Here is a 22598-nt window from a genome sequence, read left to right as displayed (position 1 = left end):
TCGCGAAACGCTAGTCAACTAGCGTTCGGAACGAGTTACGTTCGCGGGCGGGGCGTCCTCGGCGTCGACGAGGAGTTCGAGGACCTTCCGGGTACCCTCGCGGACGTGTCGGTAGAAGGTCGGCGAGGCGATGTCGAGCACGTCGGCGAGTTCCTCGCCGGTGGAGTGGCGGGGGGAGGCGAAGAAGCCGGCGTGGTAGGCGAGCGCGAGCGCCTCGCGCTGGCGGTCGGTCAGTCGTTCCTCGACGGCGGTCCGGGTCAATTCGACGGTCCGCACGTCGCGGTCGCGGGTCCGCTTGGCGGCGAAGACGGTGTCCTCGCCGGCGGCCTCGACCGCGGTGATGAGCGTCTCCACGTCCGAGCGGGGCGCGATCTCACAGCGGACCGTCGCGACCTCGCCGGTCGTCTCGAAGGCGCGGACGGTCGCCCCGTGTTCGACCAGCGCGGCCACGGGGTCGGCGCCGCCGGTCACCTCGACGACGCCCGTCTCGCCGTGGGCTTCGACCACTCGGGCCCCGTCCACTCCGTCGCGGTCGGCGAGCGCCTCGGCGACCGCTTCGGGTCGGGCGCCGTCGACGGCGACGTAGGCGACGTACCCCGCCGCGGCCGGAGCGACACCGTTCAGCGAGAGCCGACAGCCCAGCTCGCCGGCGACGCTCGCGGTCGGGGAGTCCCGGGCGCCGACCTCGAACTCCAGTTCGACGACGGTGTCGGTGTGGAGCAACTGCCGGTTCTCGGCGGCGTTGATGGCGTGGCCGACCCGCTCGCCGAGCTCGGCCAGCAGTCCCCGCTCGTACTCGTCGAAGGCGTCGGGCCGCGCCGAGTAGACGGTGAGCACCCCGAGGACGGAGTCCCCGTAGACCGCGGGAACCGCCGCCTGCGACTGGAAGCCGTGGGCCAGCGCGCGCTCGCGGCGCGGACCGCCGCTTGGCGCCGTCGTGAGGTCCCGAACGGCCTGGACCTCGCCCTCGGCGACCGCGCGCCGGTAGAGTCCCTCCTCGTCCGCGTCCCCGGCCCCGCCGTCGCCGAGCCCGAGGTCGAGCTCCTCGACGAACGCGTCGTCGACACCCGCCCACTCGCGGGGCGTGATCCCGTCGGCCGCCGCGTTGTAGTCGCCGACCCACGCCGCGAGGTACGCCTCCGAGGCGGCCAGTCCCTCGCAGACACCGCGGTCGACGGCCTCGCGGGTGTCGGCGCGAGCGAGTGCGCGGTTGATCGGGCGCAGGCTCTCGATGATCTGTTTGATCCGGCGCAGGGAGTTGCGCTGGCTGCGCAGCTCCCGTTCGCGGCGCTTCTGGTCGGTGATCTCGTCGTTGACGGCGACGAACCGCTCGATCTCCCCCGAGCCGTCGACGATCGGCGCGATCGTCTGGTTGACGACGTAGGGCTCGCCGGACTTGCGACGGTTGCGCACCTCGCCGGTCCACACCTCGCCGTCGGTGATCGTCGTCCAGAGGTCGGCGAAGAATGCGTCGTCGTGCTCGCCGGAGTTGAGGATCGAGGGGTCGGCCCCGACCGCCTCCGCGGCGCCGTAGCCGGTGACCCGCTCGAAGGTGGGGTTGACGTACTCGATCGTGGCGTCGGTGTCGGTGACGTACACCGAGTGGCCCGCCTGCTCGACGGCCTTCCGGAAGGTACGCAGGTCCTCCTCGGCCCGCTTGCGAGCCATCAGCGCGCCGAGGTCGGCGGTCACGTCGGTGACGGCCTCGACCAGTTCCTCGTCGGCGGCCCGCCGTTCCCGCAGGAAGAAGGTCAACACGGCCACGACGCCGTCGTCGGTCCGGATCGGGACCCCCAGCGCCGCCTGGAGGCCGACGGACTCGGCGGTGTCCGTCCGGCGGAACGTCGATTCGGGGACCGCCGAGGCGTCCGGGATCCACTCGGCGGACTCGCTCGCCCAGACGCGGCCGGGGAGCCCCTCTGCGGCGTCGAACGTCACGTCGCGGCTGGCCCGCAGGAACGGTTCCAGCCGTTCGGACTCGGCGTGGCCGACGAGGTGTTCGAGGGCGTCGCCGCCGGCGTCGGGCACCCACGCCTCGCCGTAGGCCCACTGCGTGCGCGCACAGACCGCTTCGAGGGTGGTTTCGACGCCCTCGCGGAAGCCGTCGGCGTCGGCGATCGCGTGGTTGACCGTCGCCAGCAGCTCGCGCTCGTCGGCCAGCCGCTTGCGGTCGGTCCGGTCGCGCAGCCGCAGGTCGAACCCGGCGATACCGCCGTCGGTGTCCCGCCGAGGGGTGACCGAGACGCTCGCCCAGAAGTCGCTCCCGTCGCGGCGCAGTCGCCACCCCTCCGTCTCGGTCGGTCCGTCGGTCCGCGCGCTGGCGAGCGTCTCCTCCGGGTCGGCCTCGCCGTCGTCGGGGTACAGAAGCGAGAGGTCCGCGCCGACGGCCTCGACGGTCGACCACCCCGTCAGTGCCGCCGCGCCGTCGCTCCAGCCCGCGATCTGTCCGTCCGCGTCGAGCGCGACCCGTGCGACGCCGTCGTCGGACGGCGGCTCCCGGTCGCGCTCGCCCCGCGTGAGTGTCACGGCGACCCGGCCGCCGTCGGCCGGGCTGACCGTCGCGGCGATACCGCCGTCGACCGCGCCGGAAGCCCCGTCCGCGGAGGCTCCCGCGTCCGACGCGCGCCACGCGACCGTCCGCTCGGCGCCGCCGTCGGCGACCGCCGCGACCGCTTCGGTCGCACGGTCGGGGAGGACCGTCTCGACGGTATCGCCCGTCAGCTCGCCCGGTTCGCGCCCGAGGTATCGCTCGACGTTCGCGTTCGCGAACGAGACCCGGCCGTCGTCGACGACGAGGACGCCGGCCGCGGTCGCGCTCGCGACGGCGTCGAGTGTCGCCCGCGCGTCCGCGCCGTCGACCGCGTACCCCTGGCGGTCCGTTCCGCTCGTCTCCGGCCGTGTCCCGTTGCCCGTCACGTTGGCTGAAACTACGTCGCGAGCGCGCAAAAGCCTACTCCACGGGACCGGCGGTGTCGGTCCGGTCGACCGGCTGCCGTTCTCACCGAGCTGTAACTACCAAAACGTAAGTAGGCCGGTGGGAGGTACCACCAAACAGGGCGACTCCGATGACACACCACCCCGACCACGACGTCGAACTGTACCGCGACGACGGGATCTATCGGGTCTTCGTCGACCTGCCGAGGTTCGACCCCGAGGAGATCGAGGTCGCGTGGGTCCACCACCGACTGACGGTCTCGGCGCGCCGGTCCGGCGGCCCCGGGAGCTCGCGGGTCTTCGACCACGAGGTGAACGTCCCGCGGGCGGTGGACGCCGACGGCATCACCGCGACCTACCGGGAGGGCGTCCTCGACGTCGAACTCCCGGTCGACCGAAACGATAGTCCGCCCGGTCGGCGGATCGAGATCGAGACGTAGCGGCGCGGTCGGGTGGTTCGGGCGGCGGTCCGACGGGCGGACCGCGGATCGGACTCGGAAAGCGGTCGCGACGGACGGGCGATCTACACGATGGTGAACTGGTCGGCGACTTTCGTCTCGACCGTCTCGTCGTCGGCCTCGACGCTGACTTCGTAGCGGTAGGTCCCCCGTTCGGTGTCTTCGTCGGTGGCGATCTTCGACCCCCAGGTGTCGGCCGAGTACGCCTCGTGGTCGCCCTGCCAGTTCAACTCGAGCGGGCCGTAGTCGGCGTCGGGGAACTCGACTCGCACGGCGTCGACGGCGTCGTCACCCAGCGGGTCGCCCGTCTCGGGGTCGTAGAGGGCGACGTGGAGCCCGACCTCCATCCCGGCGGCGAACCGGCCGAGGCTGGCACAGGAGGTGGTCGTCGGCGGCGGCGTCGGCGTCGGCGTGGCGGTGGGTGTCGGGGTTTCCTCGTCGGGGGTCGCGTCGGGGTCGTCGGTCCCGTCGGGGTCGTCGGTCCCCTCGCCGGCGTCGGGCGTCGGCGTCGCCGGGCCGACGGGGTCGTCGGTGGTGGTGGTCTCGGTGGTGACCGTCGGCGTGTCGGTGTCGTCGTCGCCGGTCCCGGGGTCGGTGATGTACTGACAGCCGGAGACACTCGCCGTGGCCCAGGTCGCCGCGCCCGCCGCCATGAGTCGCCGTCTCGTCACTCGCCCGTCGGCCGCCGAGTCGGACCGCTCGCCCTCGGCTGGCGGTTCGTCCTGTTCGCCCGCGCGACCGTCACGGTCGGCGCCGGAGGTGTCTTCAGCCATCTCGCTAGCATCTTCGGGGAGTTTACGCTAAAACGGCCGGCGTGTCTCCCAGAGAGTTAGAACTACGAGGAGGGTTTTGTCGACACCTCGTGGAGTTATGCGTGTACATGAGCCGCGACAGCAGCTACTCGACCGAGGAAGAATCGCTCGCCGGCCCGGACGACGGCGACGACGGCGACGGCGGGTCGACCCGCAGGCGCGTGCTCGCGGGCGGCGCGGCCAGCTGGGCGACCGTCGCGCTCGCCGGCTGTCCCGGCGGCGACACCGACACCGACACCGCCGAGCCGGCCCAGGACACGGACACCGCGACGCCGACGGACACGCCGACGGCGACGCCCGAACCCCAGCCGGAGAACTACGTCGTGACCGCCGAGACCGGGACCGGCGAAGTCCCGGAGGGCGCGGCGTTCGCCTCGGCGTGTTCGGCGACGCGGCGGTTCGTCCCCGGCATGCTGGCGGTGTTCTACGTCGGCATCTACGACCCCGAGACGGGCGAGCAGCTCACCGACGAGGACCTCGACAGCGTCGTCGTCAACGTCGACGGCGGGCCGGAAGTCGAACTGGGCTGGGCCGGCGACGACGAGGAGAACCCCGCCGAGGAGTGGGGCGGCTCCTGGGAGCTACCGAGCGACATCTCGACGGGGACGTACGCGTACACGGTGGAGGTCACCGACGGCGACGCGAACTTCCGGGCCGTGGGCATCCTCGAGGACGCCATCGAGGTCATCGAGTACTCGAACCCGACCAACTACGTCGTCACGACCGAGACGTTCTGGAACGGGTCGCCCGTCGAGTCGGCCGGCGGCTTCGTCGGCGGCTGCGCTCCGGAACGGCAGTTCAGCGGCGAGATGGACGTGACGTTCTCGGTCGGCATCTACGACGGGTCGAGCGGCGAGCTGGTCGGCGGCGACGCGCTCGACTCCGTCACGGTGGAGTCGGCCGACGGCGCCTTCGACTCCGTCGAGCTGTCCTGGCAGGAGAGCGGCGAGGAGACGACCGCCCAGTGGACCGGCACGCTGGAGACCGACTCGCTCGACCCCGGCAGTTACGGCTACGAGGTGGTCGTCACCGACGGGGAGGCGAACTTCTACAACGTCGGGATCGCGTCGAACCAGTTCACGATCATCGAGGTGTAGCGACCGCCCACCGCTCGCCGCTTTCCACCAATGAGCCACTCAGACGACACGCGACCGGCCGAGGAACCGACCGGCGACGACAGCGACGACCCGGGCGAGGACGCCGGCGGCGAGCGGCTGGAGTTCGCCGACGCCGTCTACGTCGACGCCGAGCCCGGCGAGCTGTGGGGCCACCTCTCGGACCCGGAGACGCTCACGGAGTGCGTGCCGGGCGCCGAGTCGATAGAGCGGCAGTCCGAGCGGCGCTACTCGGTCGAGATCACGCGAGGGGTGAGCCGGCTCACCGTCTCGCTGTCGGGCGAGGCCGAGTTCGTCGAGATGGACCCGCCCGACCACGTCGTCACGAGCGCGACGGCGTTCGACTCGACGACCGGCAGCGAGTTCGACGTGCTCGCCGCGATGGAGATCCAGGACGGCGACCGGTACGAGTCGAAGCTGGCCTACACCGCCGAAGTGACCTACACCGGGGGCGCCGCCACGCTCAACCCGTCGGTGCTGCGCCCGATCGTCGAACGGGACATCGACTCCTACTTCGGGAACCTCACCGAGGTCGTCGAGGGCGGCGACTGACCGGGGTCGCGACCGCGGTATCGCGCCGTCGCCGGCCCGTCGCGTCCGTTCTCCGACCGACGTCTTCCCATCGAATAACAATCTGCGGTATCCGTTTATCCGAACGCGGGGTAGCTGGACGTGTATGACGGAACAGCGTTCAGCCGACGCCGGGCGGGAACGAGACGAGCGCGACGACCGACGGCGTCGGACCGGGCTCCCCTCGCGACGGGCGTTTCTCGCGACGGGTGCGGCGGTCTCGGCGGCGTCGCTCGTGGGGTGTCTGGGGTCCGGACCGCCGGCGACCTCGACGCCCGACGCCGGCGGCGGATCGACGAGCGGCGGGGACGGGGCGACGAGTGACGGCGATGGGTCGACGACCAGCGCGGTTCCGACCACGACCGGCGAGCCCGAGCCGCCGTGGACGACCGAGGGACTCGCCGACTACGTCGACGACGGGGCCGAGGTGACCATCTACGCGGGGACGGGCGACTCCCAGCAGTGGTACGACCTCGTCGACGTGATCAACGACGAGTTCGGGACGAGCATCGAGGCGACGGTGTTCGCCAGCGACGGCGCGGCCGTCTCCCAGCGGCTCCTCCAGGAGCGCCAGGCCGGCGAGGACAAGGCCGACGTGGTCAGCGTCGCGTCGAACCTCCGCGACCGGATCAAACAGAAAGGCCGGGAGGACGGGACCGCCTACGCGAAGGAGTGGTTCGAGTGGGGCATCGACGAGAACTTCTGGTTCGCCGACGCCCTGCCCGAGAAGCGGACCCTCCCGTTCCTGGTGTCGGGGTTCAACGGTGGCGCCGGCGTCGTCCTCCCGGTGAGTACGCAGATATTCGACGAGCAGGGGCTGGACTACCCGGAGACGTACAACGACCTGTTCGACGACCAGTACGAGGGGCTCGAAGTCGCCTTCTCGGGCTACGTCAGCTCCGGGATGATCGGCTGGATCACCCGCTATCACGCCGCCCAGACGGACATGGGCGAGATGGAGTGGATCCGGAGCCTGATGGACCGGTTCGAAGTGGTCGGGGTCAACTCCCACTCGGCGGGGATGCGCGAAGTCGGGAAGGGCAACGCCGCGATGATGCTGTACAACTGGCCGTGGGCGGCCGCGCCGTTCGTCAAGAACGACGACCTTGCCGTCGAGGGCATCTTTACCGACCCCGCCAAGCGCAACGCCACCGAGGGCGGCCTGAGCATCAACCGGAACGCCCCCCATCCCTGGGCCGCCCGCTACTTCGTCAGCGCGATGCTGGAGAAGCCGGTCCAGCGCCGCATCCTGACCGACGTGACCGACCAGGTGCCCGTTCGGACGGACCTGGACCTCTCCGGTATCGACGTCGACCCCTACACGAAGCGGCGGCTGAACGCGAACCTGTTCCCGATCGGGTTCTGGGAGTCCGCGGACTACTCCACGCTCGGACAGAAAGCCGTCGACACCGGGATGTTCAAGCCGTAGCCGAGGGCTGGAGTCCCTCGATTCCGGTCCCGCCGACGGCCGGCCCGGTCCGACCGACCCACCACGGTTCGACGACGACCTCACGTTCACCGATATCCATGGATAGCACCGACCCCCCGAACGCGCGCGGAGGCGAGCGATGAGCGTCCGCGACGAGGTGGCCGCCGCGTTCAGGAGCGGCGTCGGCGGCCTCGTCGACCGCCGATTCTCGGCCAAACGACTCGTCCTCGGGACGATCGTCGCGGGCGTCGCCGTCCTGACGCTGGTGCCGCTGGTCTTCCTCCTGTGGACGAGCGTCTGGTCGGGGTATCCCGGCGAGATCGGCGGGTCGTTCACGCTCGACCACTTCGTCGCGGTGTACAGCGAGGGCTTTTTCGACGTACCGGCGCTGCTGGCCAACACCCTCGTCGTCGCGGTTGGGATGACGGTCACCGGTATCGCGCTCGGGCTGACGCTGGCCTGGCTGTTCGTGCGGACGAACCTCCCGACGAAGGGCGGGCTGGAGCTGGTCTTGCTGTCCGGCCAGGCGATCCCGGGGTACGTCTTCGGGATCATGTACATCACCGCCTACGGGCCACAGAACGGGCTCGTCTCGGTCGCTATCGCCGACGCGCTCGGTCTGGGGTCGCTCTCGGTCGGTCTGTTCACCCCGTGGGGAGTCGCGTTCGTCGCGGGCGTCAACGTCGTCTCGACGGCGTATCTCCTGACGGTGCCCGCGCTGCAGGACATGGACGCGTCGTTCGAGGAGGTGAGCCGGATCCACGGTGCGAGCGTCACCCAGACGCTGCGGTCGGTCACGCTTCCGCTGGTCAAGCCGGCGCTGCTCTCGGCGGTGATCACGATCTTCCTCTACGGCATGGGGGAGTTCGCCATCGTCTCGGTGCTGGGCTCGCGCCACGGGTTCGACGTGTACTCGACGGTGATCGGCTCGGCGATCAACTCGCGGTTCCCGCCGGCCTACGGCGAGGCCGCCGCGCTGTCGTGTAGCCTGCTGCTCGCGACGGGCGTCCTCGTCTACTACTACCGGCGGGTGACGAGCCGCAAACGGGAGTTCATGACGCTGACCGGGCAGTCCGGTCGCCGGCGGACCTGGGACCTGGGGCGGTGGCGGTGGCCGCTCGCGGGCGGGCTGTGGGGCGTCGTCGGCCTGGTGTGGATCCTTCCGATCCTCGCGATGGCGCTCACGTCGATCCACTCGACGTGGACGGGCCACGTCCGGCTCTCGGGGCTCTCGGTCGAGCACTACGTCACGGCGGTCACGAGTTCCGGGCTTCGCGAGGCGTTCGCCAACAGCGTCTTGGTCGCGGTCGGTGCGGCGACGCTGGGGACGGCCCTCGTCGTCGGGGCGGCCTACTACACCGAGCGGACCGACGGGCGCTTTCGCGGCGCGGTGGACTTCCTGACGCTCACGCCACTGGCGGTGCCCGGGATCATCACCGGTGCCGGGCTCATCTTCCTGAGCCTCTGGGTCGGCAAGCTCCCCGGGATCACGCTCTACGGGACGCTCGCAATCATCGCCATCGGCTCGGTCATCGTCTTCTTCCCCGTCTCCTCGCGCATCGCGGTCGGGAACGTCGTCCAGATCCACTCGGTGCTGGAGGAGGCCGCGCGGGTCGCCGGCGCCTCCTGGCTCGGCCAGCTGCGGGCGGTCTTCCTCCCGCTGTTCCGCAACACGGCGGTCGTCCTCTGGTTCTTCCTGGCCGTCCACGTGTTCCAGCTGCTGTCGATCCCGTGGATGACCTACTCCTCGGACACGGTGGTGATCCCCGTCGAGCTGTTCCAGCTGTACATGTACGAGCCGGCGCTGTCGCTCGTCGCCGCCATCTCGACCGTCTTTATCGGCCTGACCGTCCTCTTCGTGCTCGCGATGCGGGTCTGCGGGATCACCTTCTACGAACTCGGTCAGCACTGACGGTGACGCTCGCGCCCGGCGCCGTCGACCCCACCGCGTCGGTCGGGAGCGTCCCGACCCGCAGTTCCCACGGCGTAGAAATCCGCGGTAGGGGTTAATGCGTGGGCGCGGTAGCTCGAACCGAGACGAGCGGTGGGCCGTCGAGGCGGAGCCGGCGGCCCGCCGGGGACACGACCACAGCTATGGACACCGACACGCGGCTGACGGTACGGGACCTGGAGAAGGGGTTCGGCAGCGAGTTCCACCTCTCGGGAGTCGACGTGACGGTCGGGGCCGACGAGATCGTCGCGCTGCTGGGGCCCAGCGGCTGCGGCAAGACGACCGTCCTCCGGTGCGTCGCCGGCGTCGAGACCCCCGACGGCGGCGAGATCGCCATCAACGGCGAGCCCGTCTTCGACGGGACCAGGTCGCTGCCGCCCGAGCGACGGGACCTGGGGATGGTCTACCAGAACTACGCGATCTGGCCGCACAAGACCGTCTACGAGAACGTCGTCTTCCCGCTGAAACACGCGACGAGCGTGCCGAGCGACGAGTACGACGAGCGGGTCGCGGACGTGCTCGAGTTGATGGAGATCGGCGACCTCGCCGGGTCGCCGGCGACCGATCTCAGCGGCGGCCAGAAACAGCGGACCGCGCTCGCCCGGGCCATCGTCCACGACCCCGGACTGCTGTTGCTCGACGAGCCGCTGAGCAACCTCGACAAGGAGCTCCGCAAGCACATGCGCTACGAGCTCCAGCGGCTCCAACACGAACTCGGGCTCAGCGTGCTGTACGTGACTCACGACCAGCAGGAGGCCTTCTACCTGGCCGACCGGGTACTCGTGATGAACGACGGGCGGGTCGTCGAGCGCGGCGACCCCGAGTCGCTGTACCGGCGACCCGAATCGCCCTTCACCCGGCAGTTCGTCGGCGTCCGCAACCGCTTCACCGGGACGACCGAACGGGACGGCGACGGCGAGCGGGTCGTCCGGACGCCGTTCGTCGACTTCCCGCTCGGCAACGTCGACTACGTGGAAAACGGCGGCGAGACCGACGAGGTGGCGTGTTTCCTCCGGCCGGACGACGTCGAGATCGGCCAGTTCGCCGACGGGGTCGACGGGCGCATCGAGCTGTCGGGGACGGTCGTCGCCGAGGGGATCATCGGCGACCGCTACGAGCTGACGGTTCAGATCGACGAGACCGACGCGACGCTGGTCGTCCACACCGACAGCTATCGGCAGTTCGACCGCGGCGACGAGATCAACCTCCAGTTCCAGCCCAAGGCCATGCAGGTTTACGAGGCCGAGTCCTGACCGGCGTCGAACCCGGTCGGCCGCGTTCTGTCGGACTCGCCCGTCCCGGAGCGCCGCGACGATTCGCGACCCCTCCTTTCAGGTGCGCGCGACCGAACAGTCGACGAACAACTCGTCGAGGTCGTAGGGTTCGGGGATCAGTCCCTGGTGGTCGGCGTACGTCTGGAACTTCTCCAGTTCGGGGACGGTGCGGTCGGTCAGGCCGTACTCCCAGGCGTCCTCGCCGAGGATCCGGTCCTGTTCGACGAGGTGCAGGTGCCCCCAGGTGTTGGTCGTGTGGGTGCTGGGGCTCAGGTTGGCTTCCAGCGCGTCGTCGCGGGCCTCGCGGAAGGCGTCGAACAGCGAGACGGCGAGCCAGGGGTGTTCGTCGAGGAGTTCGTCGCGGACGGCGACGGTGTGCATGATCGGGTGGATCCCTGTGTCGCGGTAGTACTCGCGTTCGGTCTCGACGGGGTCGTCGAACATCAGCGCGGCGTCGTCGGACTCGACGACGCTGTGGAACATGGCGTTGGCCGGCTCCATGGCGGCGACCAGGTCGCCGTCGAAGAACATCGCTCGCAGGTCGTCGGGGTCGACCATCGCCTCGCCGCCCTGCTCGCCCGGCACCGTCCGGATGTCGAAGCGGTCTGGGATCGAGACGGGCACGTCGTCCTCCTTGCGCCGGTACCAGGTCACCGCCGAGAGGTCGAGCCCGTAGCGCTCGCGGGCGATACCGCGCATCCACACGTCGCGGGTCGTCTGCCAGGACTGGACGCCTACCCGTTCGCCGGCCAGGTCCGACGGGTCGTCGATCCCGGCGTCGGTCCGCCGGTAGCAAAAGGACTGGGGGAACTTCTTGCACGGGAAGACCGGGATCGCGGTGAAGGGGTACTCCTCGGGGCGCTCCCGGGAGGAGAGGTACGACGCCAGCGACACCTCGCACACGTCGAAGTCCCCGCGCTCGAAGAAGCGGCGGTGGCGCCGCGGCGGGTACTCGGCCATGACGGTCGCGTCGACACCGTCCGGTTCGACCGCGCCGGTCAGCAGCGACCGCGTCAGGTCGCGGGTCCAGCAGGCGATCGAGAGATCGAGTGCCATACCGGACCCGTCTCGCGTCGCGGCCGTAAGCGCGGTCGAAATCCCCGTTCGTCGGGACTCGACCAAACGCTTAAGCGGCCGAACGCTCCCTCACGCCCCTTCGGTACGTCGCTCGGCGACCGCTTCGACGGCGTCGAGGATCTTCTCGTAGCCGGTGCAGCGACAGACGTTGCCAGACAGCGCCGCCCGGAGGGACTCGCGGTCGGCGTCGGGGTCGTCGTCGAGATAGGCGAGCGCCGACAGCACGACCCCCGGCGTGCAGTAGCCACACTGCAGGGCGCCATGGTCCTCGAAGGCGTCCTGCACCTCGCGACCGAGGCTCCCGTCGGCGATCCCTTCGACGGTGGTGACCGAGCGGCCGTCGACCTTCGCGGCCATGACCAGACAGGCCTTCACCGCGACGCCGTCGAGCAGGACGGTACAGGCGCCACAGCGACCGCCGTCGCAGCCGGCCTTGACGCTCCGGGCGTCGCAGTCCTCGCGGAGCAACTCGCGCAGCGACCGTTCGGGGGGCGTCTCGACGGTCAGCGCCTCGCCGTCGAGTTCGAAGGAGACCTTCACGGCGATCCCCCCGCCCGGCGGACGGCGGCCAGCAGGCTCCGCTCGGTGAGCGTCGCGGCCAGCCGCCGTTTGTACGTTGCCGACCCCGCCTCGTCGTCGATCGGGTCGATGTCCTCGGACACCCGTTCGCTCGCGGCCGCGACGACGTCGGCGGTGGCCGCCTCGCCGACTGACTTGTCTTCCACCGCGTGCGCGCGGGCGGGCGTGTCCGCGACCGCCGAGCAGGCGACCCGGACCGTCTCGAACGCACCGTCGGCGAGGGCTACCCGCGCGGCGACGCCGGCGGTCGCCCGCCCCGACTCGACGGCGGCGTGGCGCTCGTAGGCCGACCCCGACCGCCCGGGCTCGGGGCGCTCGACCGTCACGCCGGTCACGAGTTCGTCCTCGCGACGGTCCGTTCGGAGATGGCCGACGAGGAACGAATCGAGCGGGACGCGGCGGCGGCCGTCCGGGGCCGCCAGTCGCACCTCGGCGTCGAGCGCCCGCAACGGCGCGAGCAGGTCGAACGTCGGGTCGCCGTGCGCGACGGCGCCGCCGACGGTCCCGAGGCTCCGGACCTGCCGGTCGGCGACGACGGCGCACGCCTCGCCCAGCGCGGCGACGCGGTCGCTCAACTCGTGGGCGGCCAACTCGGCGTAGGTCGTCGTCGCGCCGACCGTCGCGCGGCCGTCCTCGCGTGCGACGCCCGACAGCGCCGGGATCGCGCTCACGTCGACGAACGCGTCGGTGTCGACCAGTCCCTGCCGAACCAGCGGCATCAGTGTCTGCCCACCGGCGACCACTCGGGCGCGGCCGTCGGCGTCCCGGAGTCGCCGACACGCGGCTTCGACCGTCTCCGGTCGGTGGTAGTCGGCGTCCGAGCGACCGGTCGCGTCGGTAGCCCGCTCAGTCACCGGCGACACCTCCGTCACCGTCCGCACCGCCGCCGAGTGCGAACAACACGTCCTCGTCGCGGACGGGCGCCGCGGTGAAGCGCTCGCCGACGGCGTCCCGGACCGCGTTGGTTATCGCCGGCGCGACGGGCGTGATCGACGGCGTCCCGACGCCTTTCGCGCCGTACGGGCCCGACTCCTCCGCGGACTCGATTATCTCGCAGGCCAGGCGGTCGGGCATCTCGGCGGGCGAACTCGCGGGGTACTCGGCGAGGGTCGCGTTCGTCGGGACGCCCCCCTCCAGTCGCATCTCCGAGGTGAGCGCGAACTCGACCCCGTGCTGGACGGCGCCCTCGATCTGTCCCTCGACGAGCGTCGGGTTGATCGCGTAGCCCACGTCCTGGGCGCCGACGTAGGCGGTCACGTCGACCGCGCCGGTCCCGGTGTCGACGGCGACCTCGGCGAAGTGGACGCCGTAGGAAAGCGGCGCCGTGTCGGTCTCCGCGCGACCGGTCGCGACGACGGCGTCGTTGACGAGCGCGCCGACCGCGCCGCCGGTTTCGTCGGGCGTCTCAACCCGACCGTCGCGGACCGTCAGTTCCTCCGCGGGCGCGTCGAGGCAGTCGGCCGCGCGGGCGCGCAGCCGTTCGCCGAGCTCGTCGGCGCCGTCGCGGATCGCCGCGCCGATCAGGTACGTCGTCCGGTTGGCGATCGAGCCGTACTTGTCGTCGACGCCGTCGTCGGGGTCGTACCCCTCGACGGTCACGCGGTCGAGGGCGAGGCCGGTCGCTTCGGCGGCGATCTGGGCGAGCGCCGTCGCCGCGCCCTGGCCCACGTCGATCGCGCCCGTGCGGACAGCCAGCGAGCCGTCGGGTGCGAGGGTCAGCCGCGCCTCGGCGTAATCGTCGTTCTTCCCGGCGGCGGGCGTCGTGATCTGCCCGCCCGCGGCGACGCCCCGGCCGTAGACGGTGTCGCCGGCGTCGTCGTCCGGGCCCGTCCGCAGCTCGTCGAACCGCCCCCGCCCGCGGTCGAGACACTCGCGGAGGCCGCAACTGCTCACCGGGGCGTCGGCGTGGGGCCGGTCGTCGCCCGCGGCGACCCAGTTGCGCCGGCGGAAGTCCACGGGGTCGAACCCCGCTCGGCGGGCGAGTTCGTCGAGGTGCGATTCCAGCGCCCAGGTGATCTGCGTGACGCCGATGCCGCGGTACTCACCGGCGGGCGGGTTGTTGGTGAAGGCGGAGACCCCCTCGAAGCGGTAGTTGTCGACGGCGTAGGTGTCCAGCGGTCGGCCGCGACAGGCGCTCAGGACGACGTGGCCGACGCCGTTGGGGTACGGCCCCGTATCGGCGACGGCGTCGACCGCCAGCGCGGTGAGCCGGCCGTCGTCGGTCGCCCCCGCCTTCAGGTCGAGGTGGGTGGCGTGGCGCGACTCGGCGGCCGAGAACTCCGTCTCGCGGTCGAACGCCAGACGAACGGGTCGGTCGGTCGCCCGTGCCAGCGCGGCGGCGACCGGTTCGAGGGTGAGCTTCGTCAGCGACCGCCCGCCGAAGCTGGACCCGGCGGTCGGGGGGCGTTCGATCTCGACGTCGCAGTCGCCGAACAGCCGTTCGAGCGTCTCCTCGGCGTGGCCGCGGTTGCCGAGCGTCGCGCTCACGCGGAGGGTGTCGCCGTGCCACTCGGCGACCGCGGAGTGCCGATCGAGGTTGCAGTGGGTGACTCGCGGCGTCCGGTAGCTCGCCCCGTGGACGTGGTCGGCGGCCGCGAACCCTGCCTCGGGGTCGCCCAGTTCCAGCGCGTGATAGTCGTCGACGTTGCGGACGTAGTCGGGGTTGTCGACGCGGAGAGGGTGGCGGTCGGGCTGGCCGAACGCGGGGTCGTCCTGCACCACGGGAGCGTCGGATCGGACGCTCTCGCGGGGGTCGTGGACCGACTCCAGGGGGTCCAGATCGTACTCGATGGCGTCCAGCGCCGCGTCGACTGCGTCCGGCGTCTCGGCGGCGACGGCGGCGACGGCGTCCCCGTAGTGACGGACGCGGTCGTCGAACCCGCCCGGCAGGTCCCACCGCGGGATCACGGCGGCCACGTCCGCCATCGATTCGGCCACTGCGGATTCGAGCCCCGCGACCGTGGCGTGGGGGACCGGCGACCGGACGACGCCGCCGACGAGCGCGTCCGGGTGGTCCACGTCGGTCGCGTAGCGGGCCCGTCCGCGAACTTTCTCGCGGGCGTCTGTGCGGGGGGCCGACGTGCCGACGGCGTGTTCGTCCCCGCCGTCGCCGGAGCGTCCGGCAGTCACGCGCGGGCCCCCACGCGGTCGACGAGGTTCTCGAAGTACGTCTCGACGTTGGCGCGGACCTGTCGGCGGAGCACTCGCGACCCCATCGTCGCGAGGCGGCCGGTGAAGGTCACGTCCACGTCGTAGACCAGTTCGGTCGCTCGGCCCTCCTCGGCCAGCGTCACCGTTACGTCGGCGTCCATGCGACTCCCGGTCCGCGAGTCCGTCCCGGTGCCGGTGAACCGGAGCCACTCGGGTCGGTCGCGCTCCTCGATCCGGACTTCTCCTTCGAGCGCCACGTCGATCCCGGTGATCCGCTGACGGATCTCCCCCTCGTAGCGGTCCTCGGTCACCCGTGTGATCTCCTCGGCGCCCATGACGCAGGCGGTCAACACGGCCGGGTCGGTGATCCGATCCCAGGCCGCCGACCGCTCGACCGGGACGGTCTCGGTTCCCTCGAACTCCATAGGAGAGCGTCGGTGCGAGCGACATAAACGCCCGACGGGGAATCCCGTCGAGTGGGAGTCCCACGGCCCCGTGGCTATCCCCGCCTGAGCGTCTAGGCGTAGTACTCGGTGTCGAGGTGGTCGGTCGCGAACAGCTCGCCGGCGTCGTAGCGCTCGGCGGCGACGCCCTGGTCGTGGGCGTATTCAGCCAGCGTCTCGACGGCGGTGACGTTGTCCTCGGTGAGGCCGTACGCCCAGGGGTCCTCGCCCAGCACCGCTCGCTGTTCGTCTGCGTACACGTCCGCCCAGACGAGCGGGAGCTCACGCGGCCGCTCCAGCGCCGTCAGGCCGATCTCCTTGGCGCGTTCGAAGGCGTCGTACAGCGGCTGGACGACCCACGGATGCTCGTCGAGCACGTCGTCGCGGACGACGATCGCATGCATGATCGGGAAGATCCCGGTCTCGCGGTAGTAGGTCTGTTCGACGCCCTTCGCGTCGTCGAACAGCCGGCGGGCGTTCGCGACTCCCGAGTCGACGGGGTGGAAGATCGCGTCGATCTCGCCGCGCTCGATCATGTCCTCCAGCAGGCCGATCGTCGACCCCTGGTGGCCGACGTACTCGACGTCGAACCGCTCGGGCACGTCGATATCGACGATCTCCGAGCCGCCCGAGACCCACTCGACCGATCCGAGGTCGAGGCCGTGACGGTCGGCGAGGGTGCCCCGCTGCCAGATGCCCGTCGTGGTCTGCCAGTTGACGATGCCGACGCGGGCGCCCGCCAGATCCGCGACCGAATCGATCCCCGCGCCCTCGCGGACGTACATGTACGCGTGGCGGAACTTCCGGAACGGGAAGATCGGGAGCGCGGTGAACGGAAAGCGGTCGGTGTCCCGGCGGGTGGCGAGGTAGGTCCCCATCGACAGCTCGCAGGCGTCGAACTCCAGGCCCCGGACCATCCGGGAGAACCGAACCGGGTTGGGGTAGTTCACCGCCGAGAGGTCGATCCCTTCGGGTTCGACGCGGCCGTCCCGGAGCGGTTGCGTCCAGGCGTAGGGGTGGCAGGCCAGCGAGAGGTCCAGTGCCATCACTCGGTGACCTCGAAGGCCATGTGCAGGGCCGGCAGCGGCCGGACGGGGTGGTTGTCGAGATACGAGAGGTGCGGGCGCACCTCGAACACCGGCTTCTCCTCCTGCATATCGAAGAGACTGGGGTAGATGTCGAGGAAGTGCCAGCCCGGCTCGCCGGCCGCGCGGATCCGGGCGTGGACGATGCCCTCCTTGTCGTCGCCGGCGGTGCCACAGACGTAGCCCAGCGGCGTGTTGTCGTAGACGAAGAAGGGGGCGTTCTCGTAGATGGTCCAGCCGATCCCCGACAGCTCGATGTCGATCTCGGTGCCGACGGGGCCGCGAACGGGCGCGAACGTCTCGATGGACGGTTGCATCATAAAGCCCGTCACCGCCACCTCGCGGCCGTCGACGGCGGCGGTGATCGGTCGGGTCGACCCCTCGGCGCGGGGGATGGCGATCTCCGTCTGGAAGGAGCCCTCCGAATCGGTCTCGACGCTCGGGAGCACGTCGGGCTTAGGCTCGGGCGTGATGGGGATCCCCTTGACGCGGTGGCCCTCGTGGCGGTACCAGATCAGGTCGACCTCGGACTCGGCCGGGAAGTTCCGGCCGGTGATGACGGCAGTGGTGCCGGCCTGGCCGGAGGGCGGGGAGATCTCCAGTTCGGCCTCGCTGTCGGCCTCGATCTCGGGGTAGTGGACGCTCATGGGCTGCTCGTCGAGCAGCGGGTCGACCCAGGCGGTCCGGGGGTCGGCCTCGGGCTCGGTCACGTCGACGGTCCAGACGGACTGGCGGCCGCCGGCGACCGGGCCGTACGGCGACTGGGTGTTGTTCTGCAGGTAGGGGACGCCCTTGTAGTTGCGCCACACCTGGATCACGTGCTCGCCGGGCGGGCCGACCGCCCGGATCTCCGCGGTGGCGGTCCCGCGGTTCATCACGCCCGTCATGAACCCGACGTTGCCGTTGTCCCAGGACACCTGGTAGTTGTTCGTGACGACGTTCGGGCCGATCCCGTAGCCGGTGATCGTGAAGGCCTCGCCCAGCGGCGCCTCGGTGCGGTCGATCTCGAAGTGGGGCGTGATCGAGAACTCGTCGCGCGCGAGGACGTTGTCGTCGCCGTTCTGGACCTGGATGCGGTGGGCACCGCCGTAGTCCCTCGGGACGGTCCAGTCCTCGTCGAAAGCGCCGTCGGCGTCGGTCCTGACGGTCCCGATGCGCTCGGTCCGGGGCTGGTACTGCGGGCCGACGATCTCGTTCCCTTCGAGGACGCCCCACCGGCCCTCCGTCGAGTTCCACAGCAGTTCGTACTCCTCGTCGGCGGGGAAGTTGCGGCCCTTCAGCGTGATTTCGTCGCCGACGTACCCCTCCTGGTCGCTCAGTACCAGCGTCCCGTCCGAACCGCTGCCGCGACGGTGGCGCTGGAGCGTCTCCTTCAGGTCGCTGGATACTCCGGTCTCGTCGTCCATGCGAGTGTGTTCGCGGCTCCCCCGAATACGTCTGTGCCAGCTTCCACGCTGGCGGTGGACACGGCAAGAGTTAAAAGCGAGCGTCGGCCGCGGTCGCCGTTCGTGACCACGGAGAACGTCAGAAACGGGACGTCCCGCCACCGACCGATCGGACCGGCTCGGCTATCCCAGGAACAGCCGGAGCTGGGGGTACTGTTCGACGATATCGAGCTGTTCGATACGGGCGTCGAGCCCGAGGATCCGGCCGGCGCCGAACGCGCCGAGGCCGAACAGGAGGAAGACGTACACCATGTGGTAGTCGATGAGCAGGGCGTTGTCGAAGGGGTAGGAGGCCATCCAGTAGAACAGCATCATGGTGGCGCCCCAGAACGCGCTGAAGCGGACGAACAGTCCGAGGATCAGCGCGAGGCCGACCAGGGTAAGGCCGAGCTGGTTCAGCGGCGTCAGCAGCCACGCCCAGTCGTTGCCCATCGCCGTCCACAGGCCGGTCAGCGGGTTGCCGTCGGGGATCCCGTACAGCAGGAACCCGCGGACGCTCCACTCGGGGTCGACGACCTTCGTGATCCCCGCGTAAAACAGCGTCCAGCCCATGATGAGGCGCAGTCCGAACAGGGCGTAACCGATCCACGTCTCCGAGTAGGTGAACTCCACGTCCCAGCCGAACACCTTGGATTCGAGTTCTCGCGTCGCCATACACCGACGTTGCCCCAGCGGGCGGATAAGCCGTGTCGTGATTCCCAGCCGCTGGGAGCGGTTGGGCAGCGACGAGACCCCTCTCTCCGGCGAGACCGTGCCGTCGAACGGCGAGACGCGCCGTTCGTCGACGGACGCGACGGCGGGCCCGTCCCCACCGTTCTCGCCCGGTAGGAAGGCCGAGAGGGATTGAAGGGCGCTCTCGTGGTACCTTCGCACACGGCCGGGGACGCGTCGGTCGCGGTCCGGGTGGCGTCGGCGCTCGCAACGAGCCCGACGGTCGGACGGCGAACCGCTCCCCGACGGTGATCAACCATGCCAACGAACACTACGCTGACGGTCGCGACGCTCGTCGTGACGGCTGTTGCCGTCGTCTTCGGCGGTGTCGTCGCCTCGCTCGCATACCGTGCAGCGAGTCGAACCGCCTCGCGCTCGCTCTCGCTGCTCAGTTACGGCCTCGGCGCGGTCGCGCTCGGCCCGCTGGTCGGTGCGCTGGGCGCTGTCGCACTCGGGCTCGACGCCGAATCGACCCTGCTCGTCCAGGGCCTGCTCGTCGCGCCTGGGTTCGCGCTGCTGATCCGCTCGCTGTACCCCGTCGGTCGGCCCGCTCGGGCGTGATAGGGGCCGGCCGGCGTCCGGTCGGACCATCGCCGCCCTCCCGACGGGATCCGTCACGTCTCGCTCCGAGTAGGGGGCCCCTCTCTCCGACGGGAGCGTCTCTGCCGGCGGTGCCCGTTCGGTCATTTTTGAAGGATTGAAAAATACATACATAAATTGGATCGTCTCAATACGGTAATAGTGGATACCTAGAGAAGCGTTATGTGGGTATTCGATCTCGGTTTCGTTACAGTCGAACGCCAGGTATGAACGACGATCCATCGCGGATGAAACGGAAGGTACAGAAACTGGGGTCGTCGACGTTCGGCGTCTCGATACCGGTCGAGTGGGCCCGCGCCCACGACATCGACAAGAGCGACCAGGTGATCCTTCAGGAATCGAAAAACGGGGAGTCGCTGCTGTTGAGCCCGGAGCGGTCACCGAACGACGAGGAGGAGACGCTGATCAACGCGGACCTGCTCGAGAACGAGGCGCTGGAGCGAGCGCTCGTCAGTCAGTATGTCCTGGGGCGACAGATCGTCCGGATCGAGGGGTCGGAGCCGCTGAAACTCTCCCATCACGACGGCGTCTTGGCGGCCGAACGGCGGTTGATGGGCCTGGGCGCGATCGAACAGCGCGACCAGTCGGTGACGGTCCGGTGTTCCGTCGCGCCGGACGACTTCGACATTCCGACGCTCCTCGACCGGCTCCACCGCACGGAGGCGTCGATGCGCGACGACGCGGTGACCGCGCTGATCGACGGCGATACCTCGACCGCCCGCGTCGTCTCCAAGCGATACCCGCAGGTCGAGAAGCTCTACTTCCTCTTTCTGCGACTCCTGTTCACGACCTACCAGAACCCGCGGCTCAGCCAAGACGTCGGGCTGGAGGCGGACCTGCCGATCATCGGGTTCCGGTCGATCGCCGCGGACATCCTCTCGATGGCCGACGCGGCCTGTGAGATCGCGACGATCGCCCAGGAGCAGGACGGGACGCCCGACGAGGCGACGACCGAGCGGCTCGAGGCGCTCCGGGAGACGATCGACGAGGCGGCCGACGTCGCCATCAGCAGCGTCAAGAACCGCGACTACGAGGGGATCGAGCGGGCGAACGACGCCTTCGAGCGGGTCGACGACGAGGTCGAGTCGATGAACGAGCACCTCGCGACGGCGCGACCCGAACCGCTGCTGGCGCTCCAGCGGTCCGTCGTCCTGCTCGAACGGAGCGCCCGCGCCGCCGAGAACAGCATCTCCGTCGCGACGGACCTGACCTTTCGCGACCCGTCGGTCGTCGACGGATAGGTCTCCGCCCGCTCGGCGGGAGCGGTCGTACGGTGGATTCGCTCCGAGCGGCGGGTCAGGTACCTCTCGACCGGAGGGGCGGCCGACCGCTCGCGCGGGCGGTCGAGGTCCACGTCTATCAGTTCCTTCACCCTTGCGCCGCCCAGCCGCCGCTGTATCGGGTCCGGTATCGCGGGGAGACCTACGACGCGATGAGCGACGCCGTCGAGTCACGCAAGCAGTTCATCACGGACCACGGGCCCGAGGCCGACTGGGTGGACATCTAACCGGACGTCTCGGTCGGGGGCGCTCAGACTCCCTTGGCGACGCTGTACCACTCGCCGTCCCAGGTGAACAGGTAGGCGACGGCGGCGCGGATACCGACGAGGCTGTACAGCGGGAGGACGAGCGGCGTCGCGAGCCAGCCGAGGCCGACGCCGCCGACCCGGCCGCGGCGGGCGTCGCTGACCCGTAGCGCCAGGGCGGCACCGGCGAGCGTCGCGACGGGGAGCGCGAGCCAGGTCGCCGCGCCGCTGACGACGAGGACGGCGGCCTTGGAGACCAGCGAGAGCATGAAGACGTTGCCGAACACCGAGCCGGCACAGAGCAGCGGGGCGAGCAGCGTCCGGTAGTTCCGGGGCGAGCGACACTCGGTCAGGAGGTCGTGGAGGGTCTGGGCGTAGCCGGTCATCCAACGCTTGCGCTGGCCCCACCAGTCGGCGACGCTGTGGGCGCCCTCGATGGTCGAGGTCTGCGAGAGCAGCTCGACCACGTCCAGATCGGCCTCGTAGCAGTCGAAGGCGAAGGCGTAGTCCTCGGTGAGCATCTCAGGGTCGTAGCCGTCGACGGCCTCGAAGGCCGACCGGCGCATGACGACGGTGCGGCTGGCGGCCATCGTGAAGTCGGTGACCAGCGTGAGCAGCCGCTGGCTCAGGTCACCGAGTACGACGGACTCGTAGTAGGCGACCGTCTCGACGAGGCCGTCCGGTTCGGGGACGGTCCGACCCTGGACCACGTCGCAGTCGTCGAGGCGGGCGACGGCCGAGGAGACGAACCGCGGGTCGACCCGTTCGTCGGCGTCGAAGACGGCGAGGTGTTCCGAGTCGGTCACCTCGGCGGCGTAGTTGACGGCGCCGGCCTTGCTGCCGGGGTAGCGGGTGTTGACCAGCACTTCGACGCGCTCCTCGCGGGCGGCGTACTCGCGCGCGCGTTCGATGGAGGCTCCGTCGTCGGGTTCGGCGACGACGACCACGCGCAGGTCCTCGTAGTGACCGTCGAGCAGGCTCTCGACGCTGCGGTCGAGGACTTCGGCGTCGCGGTGGACGGGGACGACGGCGGTGACGGTCGGGCCGGTCGCGGGGCGGCGGTCGGTGGTCTCGACGGCGCGCTGGCCGAACAGCGCGAGCGCCGAGCAGCCGAACATGCCGGAGACGGTGAAACAGGCCATCACCGCCTGGACGACGACGATACTGCCGAGCCCGAGTCCGAGGACGGTCGGGACCGCGACGACGACGGTCATACCGCCCTGGAGGTAGCCGGCGACGACGACGGCGGCGACGAGGCCGACGTACGCGGTCGCGTCGGCCGCCTCGCGGAGGGATCTCGGTCGGAGCGTTCGGGCCGCGGCGCCGGCGCGACGGAGCGTCCGGCGCAGACGGCCAGGGCTGGGGCTAGTGGAGGGGAGGGCGTTTCGGGGACGCATCGTACATCGACTGTCGCACGCCGCCCCTATATAAATGTATGTA

At 70.4% G+C, this 22598-nt stretch carries 20 protein-coding genes; 9 read left to right on the top strand and 11 right to left on the bottom strand.

Annotation, left to right across the window (positions count from 1 at the left end):
• Positions 1-18 precede the first annotated feature (18 nt).
• Entirely contained in the window at positions 19-2916 is a 2898-nt protein-coding gene (locus tag C475_RS00300) for a PAS domain S-box protein (protein ID WP_006881718.1), read from the bottom strand.
• 149 nt (positions 2917-3065) lie between these two features.
• Here C475_RS00300 and C475_RS00295 point away from each other — a divergent pair, with 149 nt between their 5' ends.
• Positions 3066-3374, top strand: coding sequence for an Hsp20/alpha crystallin family protein (locus C475_RS00295; RefSeq protein ID WP_006881717.1), 309 nt, complete (start codon positions 3066-3068; stop codon positions 3372-3374).
• Between the two features lie 83 nt (positions 3375-3457).
• Here the strand turns inward: C475_RS00295 and C475_RS23665 are convergent, their stop codons facing one another.
• Positions 3458-4165, bottom strand: a complete 708-nt coding sequence (locus C475_RS23665) for a hypothetical protein (RefSeq protein ID WP_006881716.1) — start codon at positions 4163-4165, stop codon at positions 3458-3460.
• A gap of 107 nt (positions 4166-4272) precedes the next feature.
• Between C475_RS23665 and C475_RS00285 the strand changes: the two genes are divergently transcribed.
• The 5 genes from C475_RS00285 (at position 4273) to C475_RS00265 (ending at position 10522) form a co-directional block, all read left to right on the top strand.
• Positions 4273-5301, top strand: coding sequence for a hypothetical protein (locus C475_RS00285; protein WP_204366127.1), 1029 nt, complete (start codon positions 4273-4275; stop codon positions 5299-5301).
• 30 nt (positions 5302-5331) lie between these two features.
• The gene (locus tag C475_RS00280; protein WP_006881714.1) at positions 5332-5871 is read left to right on the top strand and encodes a CoxG family protein; all 540 of its coding nucleotides are present in this window, start codon (positions 5332-5334) and stop codon (positions 5869-5871) included.
• A gap of 124 nt (positions 5872-5995) precedes the next feature.
• Positions 5996-7318, top strand: a complete 1323-nt coding sequence (locus C475_RS00275; protein ID WP_006881713.1) for a hypothetical protein — start codon at positions 5996-5998, stop codon at positions 7316-7318.
• Positions 7319-7457: 139 nt separating this feature from the next.
• Complete coding sequence (locus tag C475_RS00270; protein ID WP_006881712.1) at positions 7458-9230, top strand: ABC transporter permease; 1773 nt, start codon at positions 7458-7460, stop codon at positions 9228-9230.
• A 182-nt stretch (positions 9231-9412) separates the two neighbouring features.
• Positions 9413-10522, top strand: a complete 1110-nt coding sequence (locus tag C475_RS00265; RefSeq protein WP_006881711.1) for an ABC transporter ATP-binding protein — start codon at positions 9413-9415, stop codon at positions 10520-10522.
• Positions 10523-10600: 78 nt separating this feature from the next.
• Here C475_RS00265 and C475_RS00260 read toward each other — a convergent pair whose 3' ends face one another.
• From C475_RS00260 to C475_RS00225, 8 genes are all read right to left on the bottom strand, one after another.
• Positions 10601-11599 (bottom strand): substrate-binding domain-containing protein, encoded by a 999-nt coding sequence (locus C475_RS00260; protein WP_006881710.1) that lies wholly within the window; start codon positions 11597-11599, stop codon positions 10601-10603.
• 90 nt (positions 11600-11689) lie between these two features.
• Positions 11690-12160 (bottom strand): (2Fe-2S)-binding protein, encoded by a 471-nt coding sequence (locus C475_RS00255; protein WP_006881709.1) that lies wholly within the window; start codon positions 12158-12160, stop codon positions 11690-11692.
• Entirely contained in the window at positions 12157-13053 is an 897-nt protein-coding gene (locus C475_RS00250) for an FAD binding domain-containing protein (protein WP_161625150.1), read from the bottom strand. Before C475_RS00250 ends, C475_RS00255 begins: the two co-directional genes overlap by 4 nt.
• On the bottom strand, positions 13046-15328 hold the full coding sequence (locus tag C475_RS00245) for a xanthine dehydrogenase family protein molybdopterin-binding subunit (protein WP_006881707.1): 2283 nt from the start codon (positions 15326-15328) through the stop codon (positions 13046-13048). The genes C475_RS00250 and C475_RS00245 overlap by 8 nt, the downstream gene beginning before the upstream one ends.
• Positions 15325-15774 (bottom strand): CoxG family protein, encoded by a 450-nt coding sequence (locus C475_RS00240; protein ID WP_006881706.1) that lies wholly within the window; start codon positions 15772-15774, stop codon positions 15325-15327. The genes C475_RS00245 and C475_RS00240 overlap by 4 nt, the downstream gene beginning before the upstream one ends.
• 92 nt (positions 15775-15866) lie before the next feature.
• A complete protein-coding gene (locus C475_RS00235) occupies positions 15867-16838 on the bottom strand; it encodes a substrate-binding domain-containing protein (RefSeq protein ID WP_006881705.1) in 972 nt (323 codons plus the stop codon).
• A complete protein-coding gene (locus C475_RS00230; RefSeq protein ID WP_006881704.1) occupies positions 16838-18283 on the bottom strand; it encodes a hypothetical protein in 1446 nt (481 codons plus the stop codon). Before C475_RS00230 ends, C475_RS00235 begins: the two co-directional genes overlap by 1 nt.
• A 162-nt stretch (positions 18284-18445) precedes the next feature.
• Positions 18446-18976, bottom strand: a complete 531-nt coding sequence (locus C475_RS00225; protein WP_049929777.1) for a DoxX family protein — start codon at positions 18974-18976, stop codon at positions 18446-18448.
• A 315-nt stretch (positions 18977-19291) separates the two neighbouring features.
• On the opposite strand from C475_RS00225, the gene C475_RS00220 reads away from it, so the two are divergent.
• The 3 genes from C475_RS00220 to C475_RS24155 all read left to right on the top strand — a co-directional run bounded on the left by C475_RS00220 (position 19292) and on the right by C475_RS24155 (position 21140).
• Positions 19292-19594, top strand: a complete 303-nt coding sequence (locus tag C475_RS00220) for a DUF7521 family protein (RefSeq protein ID WP_006881702.1) — start codon at positions 19292-19294, stop codon at positions 19592-19594.
• 245 nt (positions 19595-19839) lie between these two features.
• Positions 19840-20874 carry an AbrB/MazE/SpoVT family DNA-binding domain-containing protein gene (locus C475_RS00215; RefSeq protein WP_006881701.1) on the top strand — a complete coding sequence of 345 codons (1035 nt, stop codon included), beginning with the start codon at positions 19840-19842 and terminating at the stop codon, positions 20872-20874.
• Positions 20875-20906: 32 nt separating this feature from the next.
• The gene (locus tag C475_RS24155) at positions 20907-21140 is read left to right on the top strand and encodes a hypothetical protein (protein ID WP_006881700.1); all 234 of its coding nucleotides are present in this window, start codon (positions 20907-20909) and stop codon (positions 21138-21140) included.
• Between the two features lie 23 nt (positions 21141-21163).
• Here the strand turns inward: C475_RS24155 and C475_RS00205 are convergent, their stop codons facing one another.
• Positions 21164-22555 carry a glycosyltransferase gene (locus tag C475_RS00205; RefSeq protein ID WP_006881699.1) on the bottom strand — a complete coding sequence of 464 codons (1392 nt, stop codon included), beginning with the start codon at positions 22553-22555 and terminating at the stop codon, positions 21164-21166.
• Between the last annotated feature and the right edge of the window lie 43 nt (positions 22556-22598).

It is taken from the genome of Halosimplex carlsbadense 2-9-1 (genome assembly GCF_000337455.1).
GTDB lineage: Archaea > Halobacteriota > Halobacteria > Halobacteriales > Haloarculaceae > Halosimplex > Halosimplex carlsbadense.
The sequence above is the reverse complement of the archived record's forward strand: the minus strand, read 5'-3'. Positions and strand labels throughout refer to the sequence as shown.

Coding starts and splice junctions, on each gene's coding strand:
- C475_RS00295 (WP_006881717.1), top strand. CDS start 3,066: ATGACACACCACCCCGACCACGACGTCGAACTGTACCGCGACGACGGG.
- C475_RS00275 (WP_006881713.1), top strand. CDS start 5,996: ATGACGGAACAGCGTTCAGCCGACGCCGGGCGGGAACGAGACGAGCGC.
- C475_RS00220 (WP_006881702.1), top strand. CDS start 19,292: ATGCCAACGAACACTACGCTGACGGTCGCGACGCTCGTCGTGACGGCT.
- C475_RS23665 (WP_006881716.1), bottom strand. CDS start 4,165: ATGGCTGAAGACACCTCCGGCGCCGACCGTGACGGTCGCGCGGGCGAA.
- C475_RS00280 (WP_006881714.1), top strand. CDS start 5,332: ATGAGCCACTCAGACGACACGCGACCGGCCGAGGAACCGACCGGCGAC.
- C475_RS00240 (WP_006881706.1), bottom strand. CDS start 15,774: ATGGAGTTCGAGGGAACCGAGACCGTCCCGGTCGAGCGGTCGGCGGCC.
- C475_RS00205 (WP_006881699.1), bottom strand. CDS start 22,555: ATGCGTCCCCGAAACGCCCTCCCCTCCACTAGCCCCAGCCCTGGCCGT.
- C475_RS00265 (WP_006881711.1), top strand. CDS start 9,413: ATGGACACCGACACGCGGCTGACGGTACGGGACCTGGAGAAGGGGTTC.
- C475_RS00270 (WP_006881712.1), top strand. CDS start 7,458: ATGAGCGTCCGCGACGAGGTGGCCGCCGCGTTCAGGAGCGGCGTCGGC.
- C475_RS00225 (WP_049929777.1), bottom strand. CDS start 18,976: ATGGCGACGCGAGAACTCGAATCCAAGGTGTTCGGCTGGGACGTGGAG.
- C475_RS00260 (WP_006881710.1), bottom strand. CDS start 11,599: ATGGCACTCGATCTCTCGATCGCCTGCTGGACCCGCGACCTGACGCGG.
- C475_RS00285 (WP_204366127.1), top strand. CDS start 4,273: ATGAGCCGCGACAGCAGCTACTCGACCGAGGAAGAATCGCTCGCCGGC.
- C475_RS00230 (WP_006881704.1), bottom strand. CDS start 18,283: ATGGACGACGAGACCGGAGTATCCAGCGACCTGAAGGAGACGCTCCAG.
- C475_RS00235 (WP_006881705.1), bottom strand. CDS start 16,838: ATGGCACTGGACCTCTCGCTGGCCTGCCACCCCTACGCCTGGACGCAA.
- C475_RS00215 (WP_006881701.1), top strand. CDS start 19,840: ATGAACGACGATCCATCGCGGATGAAACGGAAGGTACAGAAACTGGGG.